Here is a 19,132-nt window from a genome sequence, read left to right as displayed (position 1 = left end):
GTCGATCAGTAGGCCTCTTGCGCCGCGCCCAAACGTGCGGCCGCTTCGGCTTCACGCCACCACGGCGTGCCCGCGTGCGGCGCCGACAGATCCAGGCGTTCGCCCATGTGCGGCGTGGCCAGCGCGATCCCGCGTTCGCTGCTCAACGCGAGCACCCGCTCGAACGGCTCGGTCCAGCCGTGCATCGCCAGATCGAAGGTGCCGTTATGCACCGGCACCAGCCAACGCCCGCGCAGATCCTGGTGCGCCTGCACGGTCTGCTCGGGTTGCATGTGGACGTATGGCCATTGCGGATCGTAGGCCCCGGTTTCGAGCAGGGTCACGTCGAACGGTCCGAAGCGGCGACCGATCTCCTTGAAGCCGTCGAAGTAGCCGGTGTCGCCGCTGAAGAACACACGTAATGCCGTTGGCTTCGTGTCATCGACGATCACCCACGACGCCCACAGCGTCTTGTTGCCATCGAACATCCCGCGTCCGGAAAAGTGCTGCGCCGGGGTCGTAGTGAACTGCACGCCGTCGATGCTGGTGCCTTCCCACCAGTCGAACTGCCGCACCTTCGCGGGATCCACGCCCCAGGCGATCAAACGGTCGCCCACGCCCAGCGGCGTGAGGAAGACCCCAGTCGTCTTCGCGAGCTGCACGACCGTGTCGCGATCCAGATGGTCGTAGTGGTCGTGCGAGAGGATCACGCCGCGCAACGGTGGCAGATCATCGAGCGCGATCGGTGGCGCGTGGAAGCGTTTGGGCCCCATCCATTGCACCGGCGAAGCGCGTTCGGCGAACACCGGATCGGTGATCCAGAAACCGCCGCGCAGCTTGAGCAGCATTGTCGAATGACCGAGGCGGAACAGGCTGCGATCGGGTGCGGCCTCCAGCTGCGCGCGGGTCAGCGCCAGCACCGGCGGCACGCTCGTCGGCGTGGTGTCGGCGGGTTTTCGGAAGAAGAAGTTCCACATGATCCGCAGGGTCTTGCCGAAGCCATCGGCCGGCTTGGGCACCGGATTGCGGAAGCGACCGGCCGCGGATTGCGGTGAGTCGGGGTAGGCGGCGACGGGCAGATTGGTCTTGGCGGCGGACAGCAGGCAGGCACTCACGATAAGGGCTCCAAACAGCAGGACGGCGCGGCACAGGCGGGCAAGAAAATGGCCGGGACGTCGGTTCATGGGCTTGTTCAGGAAAGTACACCACACAGTGTAGTTTCCATTTTCCGGAAAGTAAACTCTCCGGTGTAAACTTTCACCGTGACTACCGCGACCGCCCCTACCCGCCTGACCGACCGCAAGCGCGCGGCAATCCTCGATGCCGCCGTCGCCGAGTTCCGCCAGTCCGGTTACGAGGCCACGAGCATGGATCGCATCGCCGCCAGCGCCGGCGTGTCCAAGCGCACCGTGTACAACCACTTCCCCAGCAAGGAGGCGCTGTTCGCGCAGATCCTGCAGCAGCTGTGGGACCGCAGCGTCGACGGCCTCGATCTCGCCTACCGCGGCGACCGGCCGTTGCGTGAGCAGCTGCTGGAACTGGTGAAGCAGAAGCTGCGCCTGCTGCACGATCCCAACTTCACCGACCTGGCACGGGTGGCGATCGCTGCCGGCATTCACTCACCCGAGCGTGCGCAGGAGATGGTCGCGCGCATGGGCGATCGCGAAGAAGGCCTGACCACGTGGATACGCGCAGCGGCTTCCGATGGGCGCTTGAAGACGAAAGACCCGCTGTTCGCCTCGATGCAGCTGCAGGGCCTGGTGAAAGGCTTCGCGTTCTGGCCGCAGATCGCCATGGGCCAGCCGCCGCTCACTGCCGTGCAACAGAAGCAGGTTGCGGAAGCGGCGGTCGATATGTTCCTGGCCTACTACGGCTGAGCGCGCGCAACGCCGATCGATTCCGGCCGATTACCGTGGCTGCAACCAGGCCGGCAACAACGCCTGCGGAACGACGCTCACGCTCTCGTCGCAGCTCACGCCATGCGACTTGAGCAGTCGCTGCAGTCTTCCGTCTTTCGCGAGCTCTAGCGTTTCCGTGCAACCGCCGATGTATTCGCCGCCAACGAACACCTGCGGAATCGTACGGCTGCCGGTACGCGCAGCGAGAACCGCGCGGATCTGGCCACCGCGGTCGTCGCGCTGATAGGCCGCCGAATCCAGGTCGACCGAGCGATACGGCATACCGCACTGCGCGAACAGCTTGCGCAGCGACCAGCAGAACTCGCACCACTCCAGCGCGAACAGCACCAGCGGCTGCTCACGATCGGCGAGCAGCTGCGCGACGAAGGCCTCCACTTCGGCCGAAGCCTGGGGCGCGGCAACGCTGTCTTCCTTCGCAGCTGGTGTGGCCGACGGCGGCGCGGGCGACGGTGGCGCATCGAAACGCGCGCCCGGCGTCGAACGGGAAATGTCCCATTCCTCCGCGGACATCTCCGCACCGATGCCTTCGAACAGCGGCGTGCTGAGATAGCGTTCGCCGGTGTCCGGCAACATGCACAACACCGTGGCGCCATCGGGTGCTTCGGCGGCGATCTGTAGCGCGCCAGCGAGCGTCGCGCCCGCGGACGTGCCGACAAAGATGCCTTCGCGTTGCGCCAGTTCGCGTGACAGCCGCATCGCATCGGCGCCATTGATCGCAAGCACGCGGTCGACGTACTTCGCGGCCAGCGCGTCCTCGGTGAGCTTGGGGATGAAGTCGGGTGTCCAGCCCTGCATCAGGTGCGGGCGAAACGCGGGATGGCTTTCGCTTGGCGTGCCGTCCGCAGCGCGCGGTTGTGCGATGCCGCTGCCGAGGATCGGCGAGTTGTCCGGTTCGCATACGACGACTTGTGTGTCCGGACGCTGTGCCTTGAGCACGCGCGCGACGCCCTTGAGCGTGCCGCCGGTGCCGTAGCCGGTGACGAAGTAATCGAGCCGCTCGCCCTCGAACGCCGCGAGAATCTCCGGCGCGGTGGTGCGCGAATGCATGTCGGCGTTGGCTTCGTTCTCGAACTGCCGGCACAGGAACCAGTCGTGCGCCTGGGCCAGTTCTACCGCCTTGGCGAGCATGCCGCTGCCCTTCAGCGCGGCGGGCGTCAGCACCACCTTGGCACCGAGAAACCGCATCATCCGCCGGCGCTCGACGCTGAAGTTCTCCGCCATCGTCACCACCAGCGGATAACCCTTCACCGCGCACACCATGGCCAGGCCGATGCCGGTATTGCCGCTGGTCGCCTCGATCACGGTCTGACCGAGCTGGAGCGTGCCGCGACGCTCGGCATCCTCGATCACGCCGAGCGCGAGCCGGTCCTTGACCGACCCCATCGGATTGAACGCTTCGACCTTCACGAATACGTTCACCCGCGACGGTGCGAGCTTGTTGAGGCGCACGATCGGCGTGCGCCCGACCGTGCCAAGAATGCTGTCGAATTTCGCCGGTCCGGACACAGCTGGCATGGCCGCCTACCTCCGCATTCAGCAGGCGCCCGGAAGCCGGACGCTGCAGCGCAGCCCACCTTCCGCGCGTGTCCGCCGGCTGTCAAATCGCCGGCTTGCCGCCTCGATTTCGCCGGCTTCCACATCGCGCGAATCAACACATCATGGGCCACGCGATTTCTGCGATGATCGCGCGGTGATCTCGTTCATCGTTCCCGCGCACGACGAAGCGCTGTTGATCGGCGCTACCGTGCAGAGCCTGCACGAAGCGGCGCGCATGTTGCAGCTCGAGTACGAGGTCGTCGTGGTCGACGACGCCTCCAGCGATACCACCGCCGCGATTGCCTCATCCCTCGGCACGCGGGTGCTGCGGGTCGAGCACCGCCATATCGCCGCCACAAGAAATGCCGGGGCCGTCGCGGCACTGGGCGCGCGCTTCGTGTTTGTCGATGCGGATACGCAGGTCAACCCCAGCGTGCTCGCCGCAGCCATGCGTGCGCTCGACGCGGGCGCGGTCGGCGGTGGCTGCACGGTGCAACTGGCCGGGCCGCTGCGCTGGTACGAGCGCATGGCGATGGGGCTGGCGATGCCGACATTGCGCTGGACCCGGATCGCACCGGGCTGCTTCCAGTTCTGCACCCGTGCCGCATTCGAAGCGGCGGGCGGCTACGACGAACGCTATTTCGCCGCCGAAGACATCGTGCTGAGCCGGGCCCTCGCCCGCCAGGGGCGCTTTGTGATGCTGCGCGAATCGGTATCCACCTCCAATCGCAAGCAACACACCTACGGCGTGGCTGCGCAGGCACGCCTGCTATGGCGGTTCGCCTTGAACGGCCGCCGCATCCTGCGTTCGCGCGAACACCTCACGCTCTGGTACGGCAAGCGTCAGCACAGTCCGAAGGACCAATGACGTGCATTCACCGATCCCGCGCCGTTAGTTGTTTCGATAGTTCCGACCCATCAGCGACAGCACCAGTCCCACCACGCTGATCGCGCCGATGATCAGATGCATCGTCGCCGCGCCGGACACGCCGGCCAGTGCGAGCGGTTTCATTGCCCCGATCGCCTTGCCCCCGATGAAGTGCAGCACCGCGATGAGGTACATCAGCGGCAGCAGCGCGCGATAGCGCAACAGCACGACGAAGAAAACGAGACCGAGCAGGAACTGCTCCAGTCCCATGCGCGCCATCAAGCCGATGATGTTCTGTGCGGCGCCGGCCGGATACGTATCGAGTGGGATGGTCGAGACCGATTGCGCACCGCCATCGGCACGCACGATGTGCGCCACACCGAGCGCCAGCTTCATCAAGGCCAACGGCACAAACAGCCACAGCGCCGGTGCGTAACCACGGAAGCGGTTGTCCACCACCGCGGGAAAGATCCGAGCCAGCATCTGCCATCTCCTTCAAGCGCGCCTGCGTGGCGCCAGATGATTATTGACACATTCGCGACGCCAATCGCCTGCCAACGCTGCTTCAACTCCGGCAAAGCCGCATGAACGCCCGCACACGACCCCGGTGCTAGAGTGCCTCGTAAAGCCGGCGTCGACAGGTGGCGACGGCAGGTTCAAGGCGAGGAGGCTGCCATGTCCGCCATCCTGGGCCGCGAGGCGCCGTTCCCCGAAAGCCCGGACTCCCGCTACACCCGCGCGCTGGTCGAGCTGACCCGCGCCGTCTGGCATCCCGATTGCACGTTGCTGGATGCCTTCAGCGTGATCTGCAAAACTGCTGCGGATGCCATGCAGGTCGAGCGCGTCAACATCTGGCGCCTGCTACCGGATCCGCTGCGATTGCAATGCGTGCACGCCTACACCCGCTCCACCGGCGAGCACGCCGCGGCCGAAGCGCTGGAAAGCCTGCCGATGGACGGCGAGTACATCGACTTCCTGAAAGTCGTTCGCGCGATCGATGTCGTGGATGTACGTGTCGACCCGAGCACCGCCAGCTCGCGCGGCGCGCTGCGCGAATACCTGCACCGGCACGACATCCACTCCCTGCTCGACGCGCCCGTACGTCTGGAAGGCGAGCTCGTCGGCGTAATCTGCCATGAGCAAGTCGGCAAGATGCGCGCCTGGACGGCGGAAGAGATCGCCTTCGCCGGCAGCATGGGTGATTACGTGATCATGGCGGTCGAAATCTACCGGCGCCATCGCGCCGAAACGCGACTGGCGCACCTGCGCCTGCACGACCCGGTCACCGACCTGCCCAATCGCGACTACCTGGTCGAACGCGTGCGTGAGCGCCTGGCCCTGCAGTTCGATGTCCACCACGCGCCTGCGGTGGTGCATATCCACATCGCCCTGCCCTACGTCACCGCGATGCCGGCGAATGCGCCTACCGCCGAGGATGTAATGGCTGAAGTGGCCAGACGGCTGCGCGCGGTCATCGGCGAGCAGGGTGCGCTGGCGCGTGTCCGCGCCGACGGCTTCGCGATCCTGTCGCATCGCGATGTGCCCGAGCGCGAGGTAATCAAGATTGCCGAACGCTGTGTCGAAGCCGTGCGCAGCGTGTCCGACTGGCACGGCGTGGAAGCCAGTGCCGCAGTCGGCGTCGCCTTCGCCCGCGATCTGGAGGTCGGCGATCCGCGCGTGCTCATGCGCAACGCCGAACTAGCCAGCGAACGCGCGGGCGCACAGGGCCGCCATCGTTTCGAGGTGTTCGAGATCAGCGAGCACCGCGCGCTGGTCGAGCGCCTGCGCATGGAACGGGCGATGCGTGACGCCTTGGAGCACGAGGATTTCGAGGTCCAGTACCAGCCGGAATTCGACCTGCGTTCGGGCCGCTGGGCTGGCGCGGAAGCACTCGTGCGCTGGCGCATGCCCGAGGGATTGTTGGGTGCGGGTGAGTTCATCGATGTCGCCGAGCAATCCGGGCTGATCCTGCCGCTCGGTCGCTACGTGCTGCGACAGGCCTGCCAGGACGCGTGCGAATGGCCGACGCAGGAACCGCCGTTGACCCTGCGCGTCAATGTTTCGGCGCAGCAGTTCGAGGCGCCTGGCCTGGTCGACGACGTCGCCGATGCACTGGCCCAGTGCGGACTGCCTCCGGAACGGCTGTGTCTGGAGGTGACCGAGACCACGCTGATGCATGACATGAACGACGCGCTGCACACCATGGAGCGCCTCAAGGAACTGGGGGTCGGGCTCGCAGTCGACGACTTCGGCACCGGTTATTCGTCACTGGCGTACCTAAAGAGCTTTCCGATCGATGCGATCAAGGTCGATCGCAGTTTTGTCGCCGGCTTGCCCGATGAGCGCTTCGATGTCGCCCTGGTGACCGCGGTCCGCGAACTCGCCCACGCGCTGGACGTCGAGGTCGTCGCTGAAGGCGTGGAACGCACCGAACAACGCGATGCGTTGCGCGACCTGGGCGTGTCCCGCATCCAGGGCTGGCTGTACGCACCTTCGCTCGATCATGACGTGCTGCTGGAGACGCTGGCGCATCCGCCGGCAGCGCAGGCAAGGTCGGCGTGGCACTAGCGCCGCCGCTGTGCTGATGAAGCGTCAGCCAACGGCGCGACGCGGCAGCTTCCAGCCAGGGCGCACGAAGTGGCAGGTGTAGCCGGTGGGATAGTGCTGCAGGTAGTCCTGGTGCTCGGGCTCGGCTTCCCAGAAGTCACCGGCCGGCGTCACTTCCGTCACCGCCTTGCCGGGCCACAGGCCGGACGCATCGACGTCGGCGATGGTATCGAGCGCGGCGCGTTGCTGCTCGGGCGAGGTGTAGAAGATCGCCGATCGATAGGACGTACCGATGTCGTTGCCCTGGCGGTTGCGCGTGCTCGGGTCGTGGATCTGGAAGAAGAATTCCAGCAGCTCGCGATAGCTGATGCGCGCGGGGTCGAACACGATCTCGACCGCTTCGGCATGGCTGCCGTGGTTGCGATAGGTCGCGTTGCGCACGTCGCCGCCGCTGTAGCCCACGCGCGTGCTGATCACGCCGTCCATCTTGCGCAGCAGTTCCTGCACGCCCCAGAAGCAACCGCCTGCGAGGATTGCCTTCTCGGTAGTCATACGTCCTCCACCTGGTCGAGATACGCGCCGTAGCCGGCGGTTTCCATCTGTTCGCGCGGAATGAAACGCAGCGCTGCCGAATTGATGCAGTAACGCAATCCGCCACGATCGCGCGGACCGTCGTCGAACACGTGACCAAGATGGCTGTCGCCATGGGCCGAGCGCACTTCGATACGGATCATGCCGTGCGAGGTATCGCGCAGTTCGCTGACGTTGGCCGGCACGATCGGCTTGCTGAAGCTGGGCCAGCCGCAGCCGGATTCGAACTTCGCCGAAGAAGCGAACAACGGCTCGCCGGAAACGATGTCGACGTAGATGCCGGGTCGATCGTTGTGCAGATATTCGCCGGTGCCCGGCCGCTCGGTAGCGCTCTCCTGGGTGACGCGATACTGCTCCGGGGTGAGCCTGGCGAGCGCTTCGGGGGTCTTGCGGTAGTTGCTCATGGGGGCTCCTGTGCGATCGGACGATCGGAATGAACGCCCGGGGAGGCTTGGAAGCGGGGTACCCGATAGATGGGGCCCGATGGCGGGAAGTCCAAGGCTGGGTATCCGGCCTGGATTTGGTCCCGGGAATCGGCGTCCATTCCAATTACTGCACAAGAGGGCGGAACCGACGCCCGGGATTCGCCACGCGGGATGCGCGATTTGACGCCGTTCAGGTGTTGCGCGAGGCGTGCGCTTCTCGGCGGGAGGCAACAGTCGCGAGCGCGGCGCTATGCTGACGCCCCCTGCAGACACCGCAAGTCCATGACCGAGACGCCCGTTCTGCCCCTGCTCAATGCCGCCGAAGCGCGCGTGCTCGGCTGTCTGATCGAGAAGGAAGCCACCACGCCGGACACCTATCCGCTGACCGTCAATGCCGCGCAGGTCGCCGCAAACCAGAAGACGGCGCGCGATCCGGTGATGACGCTGGAGCCCGGCGAGGTCAACCACACCTTGCGCCAGCTGGAGACGAAGGGTCTGGCGAAGCAGGTGTTCTCTTCGCGCGCCGAGCGCTACGAGCACCGCACCGGCGCCGTCTTCAGCCTGCCCAGGCAGCAGGTCGCATTGCTGGGGTTGTTGCTGCTGCGCGGCGCGCAGACCGTGCACGAATTGCTGGCACGCAGCGAGCGCCTGGCCAAATTCGAAGACGCCGACGACGTGCGTCATCACCTCGAACGCCTGATCCAGCGGCTGCCTGCCTTGGTCGTGCAGATCCCGCGCGGCCCCGGCCAACGCGAGGATCGCTATGCGCACCTGCTGAGCGGACCGGTCGACGTGGCCGCGATCTCCGAGCGCCTGTCCCAGCGCAGCGAAGCGGAAGCGTCGCCGCTGGAAGCGCGCGTGGCCGCGCTAGAAAGCGAAGTAGCGGCATTGCGCGAGGAAATCGCGGCCTTGCGCGGATAGCGCCCTCACTCCGCGCCGCCAACGGGAATGGACTCCACTTCGACCAAGGACCGGTACTCATGAATCCCACTTCGTTGCATTTCCGCATGGCTCGCTGCGGCCTGCTGCTCGCATGCCTCGCCACCGGCATCGTCACCGCCGCGAGTCCGGGCGCTCGCCTGGAAGGCGTCGACACCTCGCACCACAACACCGCGGTGAACTGGACCACGCTGCAGGCCAACGGGGTGCGCTTCGCCTTCATCAAGGCGACGGACGGCAAGGACTACCTCGACCCCGCCTTCGCCGACAACTTCCGCGCGGCGCGCGAAGCCGGGCTGGTGCGCGGCGCCTACCACTTCTACGAAACCGACGACGACGGTGCGGCGCAGGCCGAGTGGTTCATTCGCAACGTCGACCTGCAACCGGGCGATCTACCGCCGGTGGTGGACATCGAACGCATCACCGGTCCGGTCGATGGCGACCTCGACACGCAGTTCGAAGCCTTCCTGTCCACGCTGCAGGCGCATTACGGCCAGTCGCCCATCATCTATACCGGACCCAACTTCTGGGACCACAGCATGCGTGGGCATTTTCCGAATCACCCGCTGTGGGTGGCACAGTACGGCGTGTCCGCGCCGACATTGCCCGACGGCTGGTCGGCCTGGACCTTCTGGCAGTACACCGAAACCTGGCAGCCGCCCGGCACGACGGCACCGATCGACGGCAGCTATTTCAACGGCGATCAAGCGGGTCTGCAGGCACTGCTTATTTCGTCCGCCGTGGCCACCCAGACCAGCAGCCCTGCGCCAACGGCGGACGCGCACTGAGCGCGTCGCGATTCGAGGGGCTGATTGCTCCGCTGCGTGTCGCTCAGCTGCCCGTCGGCACGATGCACGCCGTCTCGACCATCAGCACCACGGTCTTTTCCGGTGCACGCGGGCGATGCCGCAATCCCTTGGCCACGACGAAGCCCTGGCCCGGAGCGAGTTCGACCGTGCGGTCCTCCAGGTCGATCAGGAAGCGACCACTGACGACGAAGAAGAATTCGTCCTCGCGTTCGTGGTGATGCCAGTGGTACTCGCCCTGCAGCACGCCCAGGCGCACCACCGATTCATTCACCGCGCACAGCGTCTGGTTGTACCAGGGGTGGGTATTCGCCGACACCAGCGCAGGCACATCAATCACGTCGCCCGTCGGATACAGGATGTTGAGACGGGTGTCGTAGGGAGAGGGTTGCGGTTCGCTCATGACGGTGCTCGCGCGTGGGTAGCGCAGCGTACTCCGGTTTCCGTTGCCCTCGCCTGCGTCCATGAATGGCGCAATTCGGCGCGACGAACCATGCCTTGCGGCTTTCGCTTCTGCTTACCAACAACGGGATCTGGCGGAGTATCTGAAAACCTCGTGAGCAATGGCCCTCATTCTCCTCGACCTGACGCGCCATCAGCGTCGGCAGGCGAACGCGGCTTGGCCTCGCCGATACGGAAGCGGCAAACGTGGCCACCCCGCACGATGCATTCCATGTGGTGGATGCGATGCTGGGATGCGGCTTCCATGAACGCGATGTCGAAGCGGCACACGTCCGGATGCGCGCGGGCTAACGCGTGGAAGACGCAGTTGTAGGCTTCCACTTGCGTCTCGCCGCCGCGCTGGGTGGCGACAGCTTCGTAACCGAGCTGATCCATGCGTTGCGCCAATGCGTTGGCGACGTCTTCCCGGGTAGCGCCCGGCGCAGGCGCCGGCTCGGCGCGGCCGAGCCCCTGACCGAGGCCGACCAGCATCTCGCGCGCACCGTCTTCGCCGAGCTTCGCGATCACGCCCTCCATCAGCGCACCGGCGATCTGTCCGTAGTTGCGCGGGAACAGCGCGTGCGCCTCGCTGGTGAGGCGGAAGCGCGCCTCCGGTCGGCCGCCGGTGGGACGAGGGGCGATGCGTTCCACCCAACCCTTCGCGATCAACGCGGTGAGGTGCTGTCGCACCGCGTTATGGCTGATGCGCAGGCGTTCGCACAGCGCTTCCACGCCGATGCCGTCGGGCTGCTGCAGCATGTGCCGCAGCAGCGCCTGTTGCGTGGTTCCGAGGTGGCGCAGTTCAGCCATTCGTTCTCGCTCAACTCACTTTGTTCGGAAACTGCTTCGCCAGCGCACCGACCAGCGCGTCGGCGATCACGTCCATGTGCTGTTGCATCGCGGCCCAGGTCCTGGCCTCGGCGGTGCGATCGCCGCGCATCACTTCGCTGATCTGTGCGGCGTGATGCGCGCCGTGTGCGAGCAGCAGGCCGCGCACCGCGTCCTGCGGCAGGTAAGGATTGGCACCGGACAGGAACACCGCGATCTCGCTAGCGTTCTGCGTCAAGGTCGTCATCGCGGCATTGACCGCCGCGCGATTGCCGGCGTGTTCGGCATCGGTCATCGCCTTCACCGCGCCCCAATGGCCAGCGAGCAGCGCGAGCATGCGTTCGCCCGCGGGTTTGCCGTAGAAGCCGGCGACGGCATCGGCCAGTTGTTTCGCGTTCGCGACCACGGCGTTCGCCGCGGCTTCGCTGCGCTTGGCATCACCGGCCTTGACCGCGAGCGCGTAGGCACGGGTCTGTGCGACATGGCCGTGCCACAGCGCGCGCAGCGTTGCCTGCAGCTTGGGCGCAGGCACCGCCGCCGCCGGCGGAGCGGCGTGCGCGCCGTCGTGCGCCTGCACGGCCGGCGGCACCAGCAGGCCGGAGATCAAGAGAAAGGTCAGGTACTTCATGGGTATCGCTCCTGTTCGGTCGCACACCGCGACAGGGGCATTTCGATAGCGGGGGAGCTTATGCACAAGCTACATATGTGTAAAGCTATTTTTACGACACTGAAGTCGATCCCTCGCCCCGCTTGCGGGGAGAGGGACCGCGTCGCGAAGCGACGCAGGGTGAGGGGACGTAAGCGCAGAGCAAAAGCACCCCTCATCCGGCGCTTCGCGCCACCTTCTCCCCGCCGAGGCGGGGAGAAGGGCAAGAACAGTCCTGAGGCGCGCCCGCCTCAGCGCGGCTTCCTCGGCAAGCCCTGGAAGAGCACTGGCGTTGTCTGCTGCATCTTCAACAACGTGACCTGCGTGGCCCGCGCCTTCGACGCATCGATCTCGGCTTGGAACTTCGCGCCATATTCAGTGTTGATCACGCCCTGCACTGCCAGCGACGACTCGTTCGGCTTCGCCAACTGCAGCACGTTGGCTGCGACCACCATCTGGTCGGCGAGCACGGCCACCTTGTCGAGGCACGGCAGGTCCGAGCAGCGCTTTGACCAGAACTCCTGCGCAAGGATCGCCCAACCCTTGCTCGCCTTCTTGGTCAGCCGCATCTGACTTTCGTGCACCAATTTGGGAGCGGCCGCGTTCGCCTTTTCAAACCTCGGCCCCATGACCTGCGCATAGTTCGCATTGCCGTTGGTCTCGACGGTCTGCTTGCCGAACAGGGACAGGTCCGTCCGCAACAGACGGATGCCGGTCTTGCAGATGTCGTCCGCGCACTGCGTCAGCCACTCGGCATCGAACGCTTTCGTTTCGGCATCAAGCTGATTGAGGAAGGCGGCACCCGCACCCGTCGTTTCGATCGCGCCGGTGCGTGCGATGCGGTAGTTGCGCTTGCACACAGTGTCGGCATGGCAGGCGAAGTCCATGCCACCCGGCGGTAGTTCCACCGCGAGCTGCGGGAACCAGATCGGCCAGTCCCAATGATCGGACCACACTTCGATGTCGATGAAGAGTCGCGCATTGATGCCTGGCGTGACCAGGAAGCCCAGGTTGTAGACCGGCGCACCGATGGTGAAATCGCTGACCTGTTCGGCGTTCACAGTCAGTGGGACGACCTGGCCCGTGCTGGTGACAGCCGTGTCCTGGTTGTTGAGGTTGTCGTGCACCGTGAAGCGCAGCGCATCCGAGTGCAGTTCGGCCTTGATCGCGGGGAAGATCTGTCCACCCACGACACCGAAGTTGGCACGTCCACCGGCCAGGTCGAAGTCATCGAAGACCTTGGTCATCGCGGGCAGGTTCTCGCCCGGCATCGGCGCGCGGAACTGGCCATTCGTGAACGGCGCGGGCAAGCCCTCGGTGAAGTCCTTGCCGAGATCGGCGCGGGCGCTGTTGCTGCCGAAGATCGGCACCTTGAACGCCACGCCCGCATACGCACCGACCTGCGCGACCAGTTCCTTGCCGTCGAAGAGCTGCGGCGCAGGTAATCCGGCTTGCGCGTATTCGGCAGGACCACCGTTGATGGTCTGGAAATTGGTGGTCAGCGAAGCGGTGCCGTTGTCGTTGGTATACGTGCCGCCCACCGTCACCGGGAAGCGCAGGCCGAAGCCATAGTTGAAGCCGGCGAAGAGCTCGACGTAATAGGTCTTCTTGCAACCGACGACGCACCAGTTGATCGAAGTCTCCACGCGCTGGCGCCATTCGTATTCGCGCCCCAGGGTGAACCCGGTCAGGAACACGCGCGGCTCGAGTGTCTGGGTGATCTGCGACGGCGGCATCGCCGTCTCGACGGTAGGCGCGGCGGATTGGCCCGACGGCTGCGCCTTGCCGAAGTTCAAGAGCTTGCCGAAGCGGGCCTGATCCACGCTGCCGCGGGTCGGCACGAACATCACCTGCTCGATGCGAGTTTCACCGGAATTGACCACCTCGGCTTCGAGCCGCGCATCATCGAGCGCGGCCAGGCGCGCCGCTTCGGCCGCACCGACCTCGGCGTCGATCGAAGCACGCTGCGCCGGGTCGGCGAGCATCTTTCGCAGGGTGGCGATATCGCCGGTCACCTGCGCGCGCACCTGCACCGCTTTGTCTTCCGCCATGCGCACCGCGTTGGCGCGTTGCCGCGGATCGGCGACGAAATGCGGATCGGCCGGATTGGCGAACGCCGCCGCCCGCGCCTGTGGTGTCATCTGGGTGAAGCAGCGCACGCCGGTATTGGCCAGTCGGGCCGCACGGCCGCGATCGGAACAGGCGCCGGTGTGCAAGCGGTAGCCGAGGAAGCTGCGCACGACCAGTCCCTGATCTACTTCCAGTACCTGGGTTTCATCCGCGGTGACCTGGACCAACTGTGGTTCGTCGCGCAGGCGCTGCGCGACGTTGAACAGCGCGCGCGGATTCGACAGCATCGGTTTGAAGTCGACCTTGCCGGCTTGGAGGATAACGACCGGGCGCGTGCGCAGCGCCGGCAGCGCGTGCTGGCGCGTGACCCGCAGCGATTGCAGCGTCGTCGCGCTGTTGCCGGGTCGCAGCACCACCGCCGATGCCGGCACTTGTGCCGCGATGCCAGGCGGCGGCTCGATGACAGCCGGCGCCACGGCCAGTGTTGCCGTGGGTCGCACCACGCGGCGCAGTTCTGGTTGCGGCGTGCCCCGCTGCTGGGCCAGGACTGGCGGTGCCACTGCGAGCGCGACTGCCAGAGTCGCCATCCATCGCAAGCGTGAATCGATTCGAGTTCCCATTGTGTTTGTTTCTCCCCAGGATGCGGGCGATCCTAGCGGCGGAGCGATACGCGACGCCACCTTCGCGCCAGCACGGAATGGTGCAGCTACCCGAGCTTGCGGGCGCCCAGCCGCCGGTCAAAACTGGCCACCCGTCCCGCGGGAAGCACCATGCACGACCCATGGAACCTGCAACGCTTCGTCGACGCCCAGGCGTCCATCTACGCCGAGGTCGTGGACGAACTGACTCGCGGCCGCAAGAGCAGCCATTGGATGTGGTTCGTGTTTCCGCAGCTACGCGGCCTCGGGCACAGCGCGATGGCCGAGCACTTCGGTCTCGCTTCGCTGGACGAAGCGCGCGCCTATCTCGCCCATCCATTGCTCGGCACGCGCTTGCGCGAATGCGCTCTGCTCGCATTGCGCGCCGGCGGCGATGCCTACGCGGTCTTCGGCGCTCCCGATGATCTCAAGTTCCGCTCATGCATGACTCTGTTCGTGCACGCGGCGCCGGACGAACCGGTGTTCGCGGCGGCATTGCAGCAGTACTTCGACGGCCCCGACGCGCGCACCGAAGCAATGCTGCGCGCGCCCTAGCCCTCACAGGCGCGACGCCGTGATCCGGATGTCCGCATTGCGCCAGGCCTTGGCGAAACGGGCATCGACCGCGCGCGCCTCCGCTTCGCGCTTCTGCGCATGCAGGCTTTGCGCGAGGCCGTACAGCGACCAGCCGTTGTCCGGATTGCGCTGCAGTTCCTCGCGATAGGTGCGCTCCGCGGCGGCCGGCTGGCCGGCGGCCAGCAGCAGTGCACCGAGGGTTTGCCGCGTGGGTGCATGCCATCCGGGAGGCTCGTCGTAGGGAATGCGGTCTTCGATCGCGGCGGCTTCGCGCAGGGCGGCGATGGCGGCGGTGTGATTGCCGCGGGCATTGGCGAGCTCGCCGGCCAGGGTGCGTTCGGCGATGCGCACCGCATGCGACAACGAGTAGCGGTCCCACATGGTCAACGTGTCCATCACCGGATCGGCGGCGGCCTTGGCGAGCTCCTTGAGATGCTGGTCTGCGGCATCCAGCCGGTTCTGCCGCACCGCGGCCATGCCCTGCGCGTAGTGCCAGATCGCGGTGACGTAGGGCAGGTCCGGCGCGGGATTCGGTGTCGCCGCGATCTCGTCCCACTCGCCGAAGCGCACGCGATAGAACCACGGCGTGAGCCAGTACTGCTGCAGTCCGGCGAAGCCCGGCTGGCGCATCAGGTCGGGCAGATCGGTGCGCTGCGCGGTGTGTTCGGCGGCCAACTTCGCCAACGCCTTGCTGCCTTCCATGCTTGCCGCGAACCACAGGAAGTGATGGTTGTGCGGCACGTAGCCCAACGGATAGACACCCCTGGTGTTGCCACGACAGATCGCGAGATAGACATCGTCGGCCTGGATCGCGACCTGGTTGGCGAGCACCGCATCGTGCCAGCGGCCCACGCGCGAGTAGATGTGCGCGGGCATGTGCACCAGGTGGCCTGACCCCGGAATCAATGTGCGCAGATGATCGGCCGCGGCCACGCCGCGCTGCGGATCGGCCGAGGCTTCCACCGCGTGCACGTACAGGTGCAGCGCGCCGGCATGATCGGGATTGCGCCGGATCACCGACTCCAGCGTCGACACGACTTCCGCCGTGTGCCCCTTGGGCTGCAGTTTCGCGTCGTAGTAATCCCACGGCTGCGTGTCCATCATCGCTTCGGCATGAAGCGTGGCCGCGTCGAGGTCATCGGGGAGCTCCGCGACCAGTTTGCGCGTGGCTTCGACATATGTCGCATCGAGCGGCTTGCGGTCCTGCGGCGGATTCTCCGCATAGCGCGCCGCGAGCGCGCGGATGTAGGCCCGCTCGCGCGGCGTCGCCTTCGGCGCCAGCGCGATCGCCTTCTGCAGCCGTTGCCAGGCGGGCGTGTTGTTGGAGGGGTCCATCGCTGCATTGACGTGCGGCCCGAGCACCAGCGCCGCGCCCCACCAGCACATCGCGCATTCGGGATCGAGCTGCGTCGCGCGCAGGTACGAGCGCTCGGCGGCATCGTGGTTGAAGCCGTAGGTCAGCATCAGCGCCTGGTCGAACCAGCGCTGCGCTTCCGGCTTAGTTGTCGTGATCGGAAAGTGGTAATTGCCCAGGCCTTCCAGCAACGTGGCACCCACGAGTTGCGGCGGTTCGGGCGGGGGTGCCGACGCGGTAGGCGGTGCTTCGGGCCTGCGCAGGCAGGACAGGGACGCGGCAGCGGCGAACGCGAGCAGCGAGACGGCGAAGAGACGCTTCATGGCGAAACCCCGGGCCGAGAGGGCTTCGGTTCTACGCCGTCGCTGGTGGCGGGGCAATCCCGAGGCATGCGGTCGACCCTCACCCGAATGGGTGAGCATTCGTCCGCGTACCGCCTCTCCTACCGGGTTCCGACATCGCGGCTCCGAGGATCGTCGGTTCAGCCCGATGGCATTCCTCACTTATGCAGCAACCAAGGTCGTCCCCATCGCGGAGCAAGGGCGGCTACGTGCTCGCCGGCGAACGCTCGATCCCCGAGACCGCGCTCGTCGATGCGGTGCGCGACGACGCCAGCAAGGTACCGGCGATTACGCTCGGCTTCTGGATCATCAAGGTCCTGGCGACGACGCTGGGAGAGACCGGTGGCGACGCCGTGTCGATGTCGATGAACCTGGGCTACCTGGTCGGCAGCGCGATCTTCCTGGTGCTGTTCGTCGGCGCAGTGGCGCTGCAGGTGGCGGCCCTGCGGTTCCTGCCAATGCTGTACTGGTCGACGATCGTCGCCTCGACCACCGTAGGCACCACGCTCGCGGATTTCGCCGATCGCTCGCTGGGAATCGGCTATCCGGGCGGATCCGTGCTGTTGCTCGGCCTGCTCTCGACTTCGTTGTTCGTGTGGCATCGCACCTTGGGTACGGTGAATGTCGCTTCGGTGCGCACGCCGGCTGCCGAGTACTTCTACTGGGTCACGATCATGTTTTCGCAGACGCTCGGCACCGCGCTGGGCGACTGGACCGCGGACAGCGCCGGGCTGGGTTACCTCGGCGCGTCGCTGGTGTTTGGTGGCTTGCTGCTCCTGGTCGCGTGGGCGTACTGGCGCCGGTGGCGCGTGTCGCACACGGCATTGTTCTGGGCCGCCTTCATTCTCACGCGACCGCTGGGGGCCACGGTGGGCGACTTCCTCGACAAACCACAGGCGCACGGCGGATTGGCGTTGAGTCGCTACTCGGCAAGCGCGGTGCTGCTGGGATTGATCATCGTGCTTGTGCTGCTGTTGCCGCAGCGGCCGGCACGCAAGAGCCATTGAGTTCGCGGCGATCAGCTGTTCGTCGGCGCCCGTTAGACCACCACCAGCGACTGAAGCGCTGGTGCCGCCATGGTCGGTACAAACTGGATGACCTGGTAGGCAGCCACGCCATGCACGTGGAAGGGATCCTGCGCCAGGAGCAGCTCGAGTTCCTGCACCGAAGCGGCACTGGCCAGGATCACTCCGCCGTCCCTCGGTTCCTTGCGGCCCGACAGCAGGAACGTGCCGGCCTGATACATGCGCTTGAGAAACTCGCGATGTTCCGGAACGAGCGCGTCAACGGCCTCGATCGGCTGCGTGTAAGTCAGTAGCACCACGAACATGGGAATCCTCTATGTCAGCGCCCTGCGAATGTGTGGCGCGCATGATAGCGGCATGCACCGCAGCGAGTGCTGCAACCCAATCAGCCTTGCTCGATTTCCATGCCGCGCGGTTCGGCGTGCGCCGCTGACTCCGTCTTGGCCGGCACCGGGATGTCACGCAGTCGTGGCGTCGCCGACGCTCTGTCGACTTCCACCACGCCACGCGCGAGCGCGCTGTCGTCCAACTGCCACGGATGGAAGCCCGGGCGCAGATAGCTGCCGATATGGGCCAGGCTGCGCCGAACCATGTGGTGACCGGAAAACAGATGGCGTCCGAACCCGCGCCAGACGGATCGCGAAGTCAGCAAGCGATCCTGATGCAGCAGATACAGCATGCCCGCGGTCATGAGCAGGTAGAACAGCGGCAGCACCAGCGCGGCACCCAGCAGACGCAGGACATAGCTGGGCCAGAGTTGCTGCATCACATCGTAGGCGACGTGCTTGTGCTCGATCTCTTCGGCGAAGTGCCACTCGAACAGCACGCGCAGATCCGGATCCGCGCCTTCGAGCATGCGCTGGGCCAGGAATTCATGGCCGAGATAGGCGTTGACGTGCTCGACGCACGACACCATCGCCAGGCGCATCGGCAGCGGCGTTATCGGTTCGAGGAATCGGTACAGCACTGCATCGGTCCCGCGCACGAACCCGCGGAACCGATAGCCCTGAGCCTCCAGCACGGCCCAGAAGCGATGGTGCCCCGCGCCGTGTTGGCCCTCCTGCTGCAGGAACCTCATCACCATGTCGATGGCGGCGGGATCGCTCAGCCGCGGCATGCACAGCTTGAGCGAACGGATGTAGTAGCCCTCGTTGCCGGGCACCACCAGCGTGTAGGTATTGAGGATATGGGTCAGCGCCGCATCGCCGCCGCACCAGTGCCGGGGCGTCTGTTCGGAGAACGCGGCCGTGAACTTCCTTGGCTGGATTCCGTGTGCCATTCGCTTCCTCCCTGAGGCAGGAACATGGGCAGGTCCAGGAGCTCCAACACAAGTATCTACTCGCCCTGGCAGGGCGACACAAGTTCCGTTAGCGAAGCTGCCCTGGCGTAAGCGCGACTGTCGCCTTGTGATCGCCCTGTCGTCGCTGTGTGACTGTCGCGACAAGCAACAGCGGCATCTAAAAACATGGACGTTTCGCGAGCGAATGGTGACGGTCTCCGGCGGCAACCATCTTGCGCACGTGTTGATTCGACTGAGAGATCCAGCTCCAGCCGGGCACACCTGCGCAGCCTTGCTGCACTGCACGCAACTTCCCACTCAAAG

Annotated in this window: 19 protein-coding genes and 1 pseudogene; 7 read left to right on the top strand and 13 right to left on the bottom strand. The window is 65.9% G+C overall.

Annotation, left to right across the window (positions count from 1 at the left end; all coding sequences use genetic code 11):
- Positions 1 to 5: 5 nt before the first annotated feature.
- The gene (locus ACYVGK_RS15875; RefSeq protein WP_460735447.1) at positions 6 to 1,163 is read right to left on the bottom strand and encodes an MBL fold metallo-hydrolase; all 1,158 of its coding nucleotides are present in this window, start codon (positions 1,161 to 1,163) and stop codon (positions 6 to 8) included.
- Between the two features lie 78 nt (positions 1,164 to 1,241).
- On the opposite strand from ACYVGK_RS15875, the gene ACYVGK_RS15870 reads away from it, so the two are divergent.
- Positions 1,242 to 1,856: a TetR/AcrR family transcriptional regulator gene (locus ACYVGK_RS15870; RefSeq protein WP_460735445.1), complete on the top strand. Its 615-nt coding sequence runs from the start codon at positions 1,242 to 1,244 to the stop codon at positions 1,854 to 1,856.
- A 30-nt stretch (positions 1,857 to 1,886) separates the two neighbouring features.
- Here ACYVGK_RS15870 and ACYVGK_RS15865 read toward each other — a convergent pair whose 3' ends face one another.
- Both ACYVGK_RS15865 and cysK read right to left on the bottom strand, forming a co-directional pair.
- Positions 1,887 to 2,408, bottom strand: coding sequence for a glutaredoxin domain-containing protein (locus tag ACYVGK_RS15865; protein ID WP_460735636.1), 522 nt, complete (start codon positions 2,406 to 2,408; stop codon positions 1,887 to 1,889).
- A pseudogene (gene cysK / locus ACYVGK_RS15860) lies at positions 2,391 to 3,413 on the bottom strand (cysteine synthase A); the annotation flags it as partial. The pseudogene cysK and the gene ACYVGK_RS15865, both read right to left, overlap by 18 nt.
- A 175-nt stretch (positions 3,414 to 3,588) precedes the next feature.
- Between cysK and ACYVGK_RS15855 the strand changes: the two are divergent.
- Positions 3,589 to 4,302 carry a glycosyltransferase gene (locus tag ACYVGK_RS15855; RefSeq protein ID WP_460735443.1) on the top strand — a complete coding sequence of 238 codons (714 nt, stop codon included), beginning with the start codon at positions 3,589 to 3,591 and terminating at the stop codon, positions 4,300 to 4,302.
- 24 nt (positions 4,303 to 4,326) lie between these two features.
- Here the strand turns inward: ACYVGK_RS15855 and ACYVGK_RS15850 are convergent, their stop codons facing one another.
- Positions 4,327 to 4,785 (bottom strand): hypothetical protein, encoded by a 459-nt coding sequence (locus ACYVGK_RS15850; protein WP_460735441.1) that lies wholly within the window; start codon positions 4,783 to 4,785, stop codon positions 4,327 to 4,329.
- Positions 4,786 to 4,977: 192 nt separating this feature from the next.
- On the opposite strand from ACYVGK_RS15850, the gene ACYVGK_RS15845 reads away from it, so the two are divergent.
- Positions 4,978 to 6,870 (top strand): putative bifunctional diguanylate cyclase/phosphodiesterase, encoded by a 1,893-nt coding sequence (locus tag ACYVGK_RS15845; RefSeq protein ID WP_460735439.1) that lies wholly within the window; start codon positions 4,978 to 4,980, stop codon positions 6,868 to 6,870.
- Positions 6,871 to 6,894: 24 nt separating this feature from the next.
- On the opposite strand, the gene msrA is transcribed toward ACYVGK_RS15845, so the two are convergent.
- Both msrA and msrB read right to left on the bottom strand, forming a co-directional pair.
- Positions 6,895 to 7,401 carry a peptide-methionine (S)-S-oxide reductase MsrA gene (msrA, locus tag ACYVGK_RS15840; RefSeq protein ID WP_460735437.1) on the bottom strand — a complete coding sequence of 169 codons (507 nt, stop codon included), beginning with the start codon at positions 7,399 to 7,401 and terminating at the stop codon, positions 6,895 to 6,897.
- The gene (gene msrB / locus ACYVGK_RS15835; protein WP_460735435.1) at positions 7,398 to 7,844 is read right to left on the bottom strand and encodes a peptide-methionine (R)-S-oxide reductase MsrB; all 447 of its coding nucleotides are present in this window, start codon (positions 7,842 to 7,844) and stop codon (positions 7,398 to 7,400) included. The genes msrA and msrB overlap by 4 nt, the downstream gene beginning before the upstream one ends.
- A gap of 303 nt (positions 7,845 to 8,147) precedes the next feature.
- Here msrB and ACYVGK_RS15830 point away from each other — a divergent pair, with 303 nt between their 5' ends.
- Both ACYVGK_RS15830 and ACYVGK_RS15825 read left to right on the top strand, forming a co-directional pair.
- The gene (locus ACYVGK_RS15830; protein WP_460735433.1) at positions 8,148 to 8,786 is read left to right on the top strand and encodes a YceH family protein; all 639 of its coding nucleotides are present in this window, start codon (positions 8,148 to 8,150) and stop codon (positions 8,784 to 8,786) included.
- Positions 8,787 to 8,845: 59 nt separating this feature from the next.
- Entirely contained in the window at positions 8,846 to 9,592 is a 747-nt protein-coding gene (locus ACYVGK_RS15825) for a glycoside hydrolase family 25 protein (RefSeq protein WP_460735431.1), read from the top strand.
- 43 nt (positions 9,593 to 9,635) lie between these two features.
- Here the strand turns inward: ACYVGK_RS15825 and ACYVGK_RS15820 are convergent, their stop codons facing one another.
- From ACYVGK_RS15820 to ACYVGK_RS15805, 4 genes are all read right to left on the bottom strand, one after another.
- The gene (locus ACYVGK_RS15820; protein ID WP_460735429.1) at positions 9,636 to 10,013 is read right to left on the bottom strand and encodes a cupin domain-containing protein; all 378 of its coding nucleotides are present in this window, start codon (positions 10,011 to 10,013) and stop codon (positions 9,636 to 9,638) included.
- A 167-nt stretch (positions 10,014 to 10,180) separates the two neighbouring features.
- Positions 10,181 to 10,861 carry a helix-turn-helix transcriptional regulator gene (locus ACYVGK_RS15815; protein WP_460735427.1) on the bottom strand — a complete coding sequence of 227 codons (681 nt, stop codon included), beginning with the start codon at positions 10,859 to 10,861 and terminating at the stop codon, positions 10,181 to 10,183.
- Between the two features lie 10 nt (positions 10,862 to 10,871).
- Positions 10,872 to 11,507 carry a hypothetical protein gene (locus tag ACYVGK_RS15810; RefSeq protein WP_460735425.1) on the bottom strand — a complete coding sequence of 212 codons (636 nt, stop codon included), beginning with the start codon at positions 11,505 to 11,507 and terminating at the stop codon, positions 10,872 to 10,874.
- 269 nt (positions 11,508 to 11,776) lie between these two features.
- On the bottom strand, positions 11,777 to 14,182 hold the full coding sequence (locus ACYVGK_RS15805) for a hypothetical protein (protein ID WP_460735423.1): 2,406 nt from the start codon (positions 14,180 to 14,182) through the stop codon (positions 11,777 to 11,779).
- A gap of 183 nt (positions 14,183 to 14,365) precedes the next feature.
- Between ACYVGK_RS15805 and ACYVGK_RS15800 the strand changes: the two genes are divergently transcribed.
- Positions 14,366 to 14,788 (top strand): DUF1810 domain-containing protein, encoded by a 423-nt coding sequence (locus tag ACYVGK_RS15800; protein ID WP_460735422.1) that lies wholly within the window; start codon positions 14,366 to 14,368, stop codon positions 14,786 to 14,788.
- 3 nt (positions 14,789 to 14,791) lie between these two features.
- Here the strand turns inward: ACYVGK_RS15800 and ACYVGK_RS15795 are convergent, their stop codons facing one another.
- Positions 14,792 to 16,486: a tetratricopeptide repeat protein gene (locus tag ACYVGK_RS15795; RefSeq protein WP_460735420.1), complete on the bottom strand. Its 1,695-nt coding sequence runs from the start codon at positions 16,484 to 16,486 to the stop codon at positions 14,792 to 14,794.
- Positions 16,487 to 16,668: 182 nt separating this feature from the next.
- On the opposite strand from ACYVGK_RS15795, the gene ACYVGK_RS15790 reads away from it, so the two are divergent.
- On the top strand, positions 16,669 to 17,511 hold the full coding sequence (locus ACYVGK_RS15790) for a COG4705 family protein (protein ID WP_460735418.1): 843 nt from the start codon (positions 16,669 to 16,671) through the stop codon (positions 17,509 to 17,511).
- Positions 17,512 to 17,543: 32 nt separating this feature from the next.
- Here the strand turns inward: ACYVGK_RS15790 and ACYVGK_RS15785 are convergent, their stop codons facing one another.
- Positions 17,544 to 17,834: a YciI family protein gene (locus tag ACYVGK_RS15785; RefSeq protein ID WP_460735417.1), complete on the bottom strand. Its 291-nt coding sequence runs from the start codon at positions 17,832 to 17,834 to the stop codon at positions 17,544 to 17,546.
- Between the two features lie 80 nt (positions 17,835 to 17,914).
- Positions 17,915 to 18,808, bottom strand: coding sequence for a metal-dependent hydrolase (locus tag ACYVGK_RS15780; protein WP_460735415.1), 894 nt, complete (start codon positions 18,806 to 18,808; stop codon positions 17,915 to 17,917).
- Positions 18,809 to 19,132: the final 324 nt, after the last annotated feature.

It is taken from the genome of Lysobacter tyrosinilyticus, assembly GCF_054779815.1.
The sequence above is the reverse complement of the archived record's forward strand: the minus strand, read 5'-3'. Positions and strand labels throughout refer to the sequence as shown.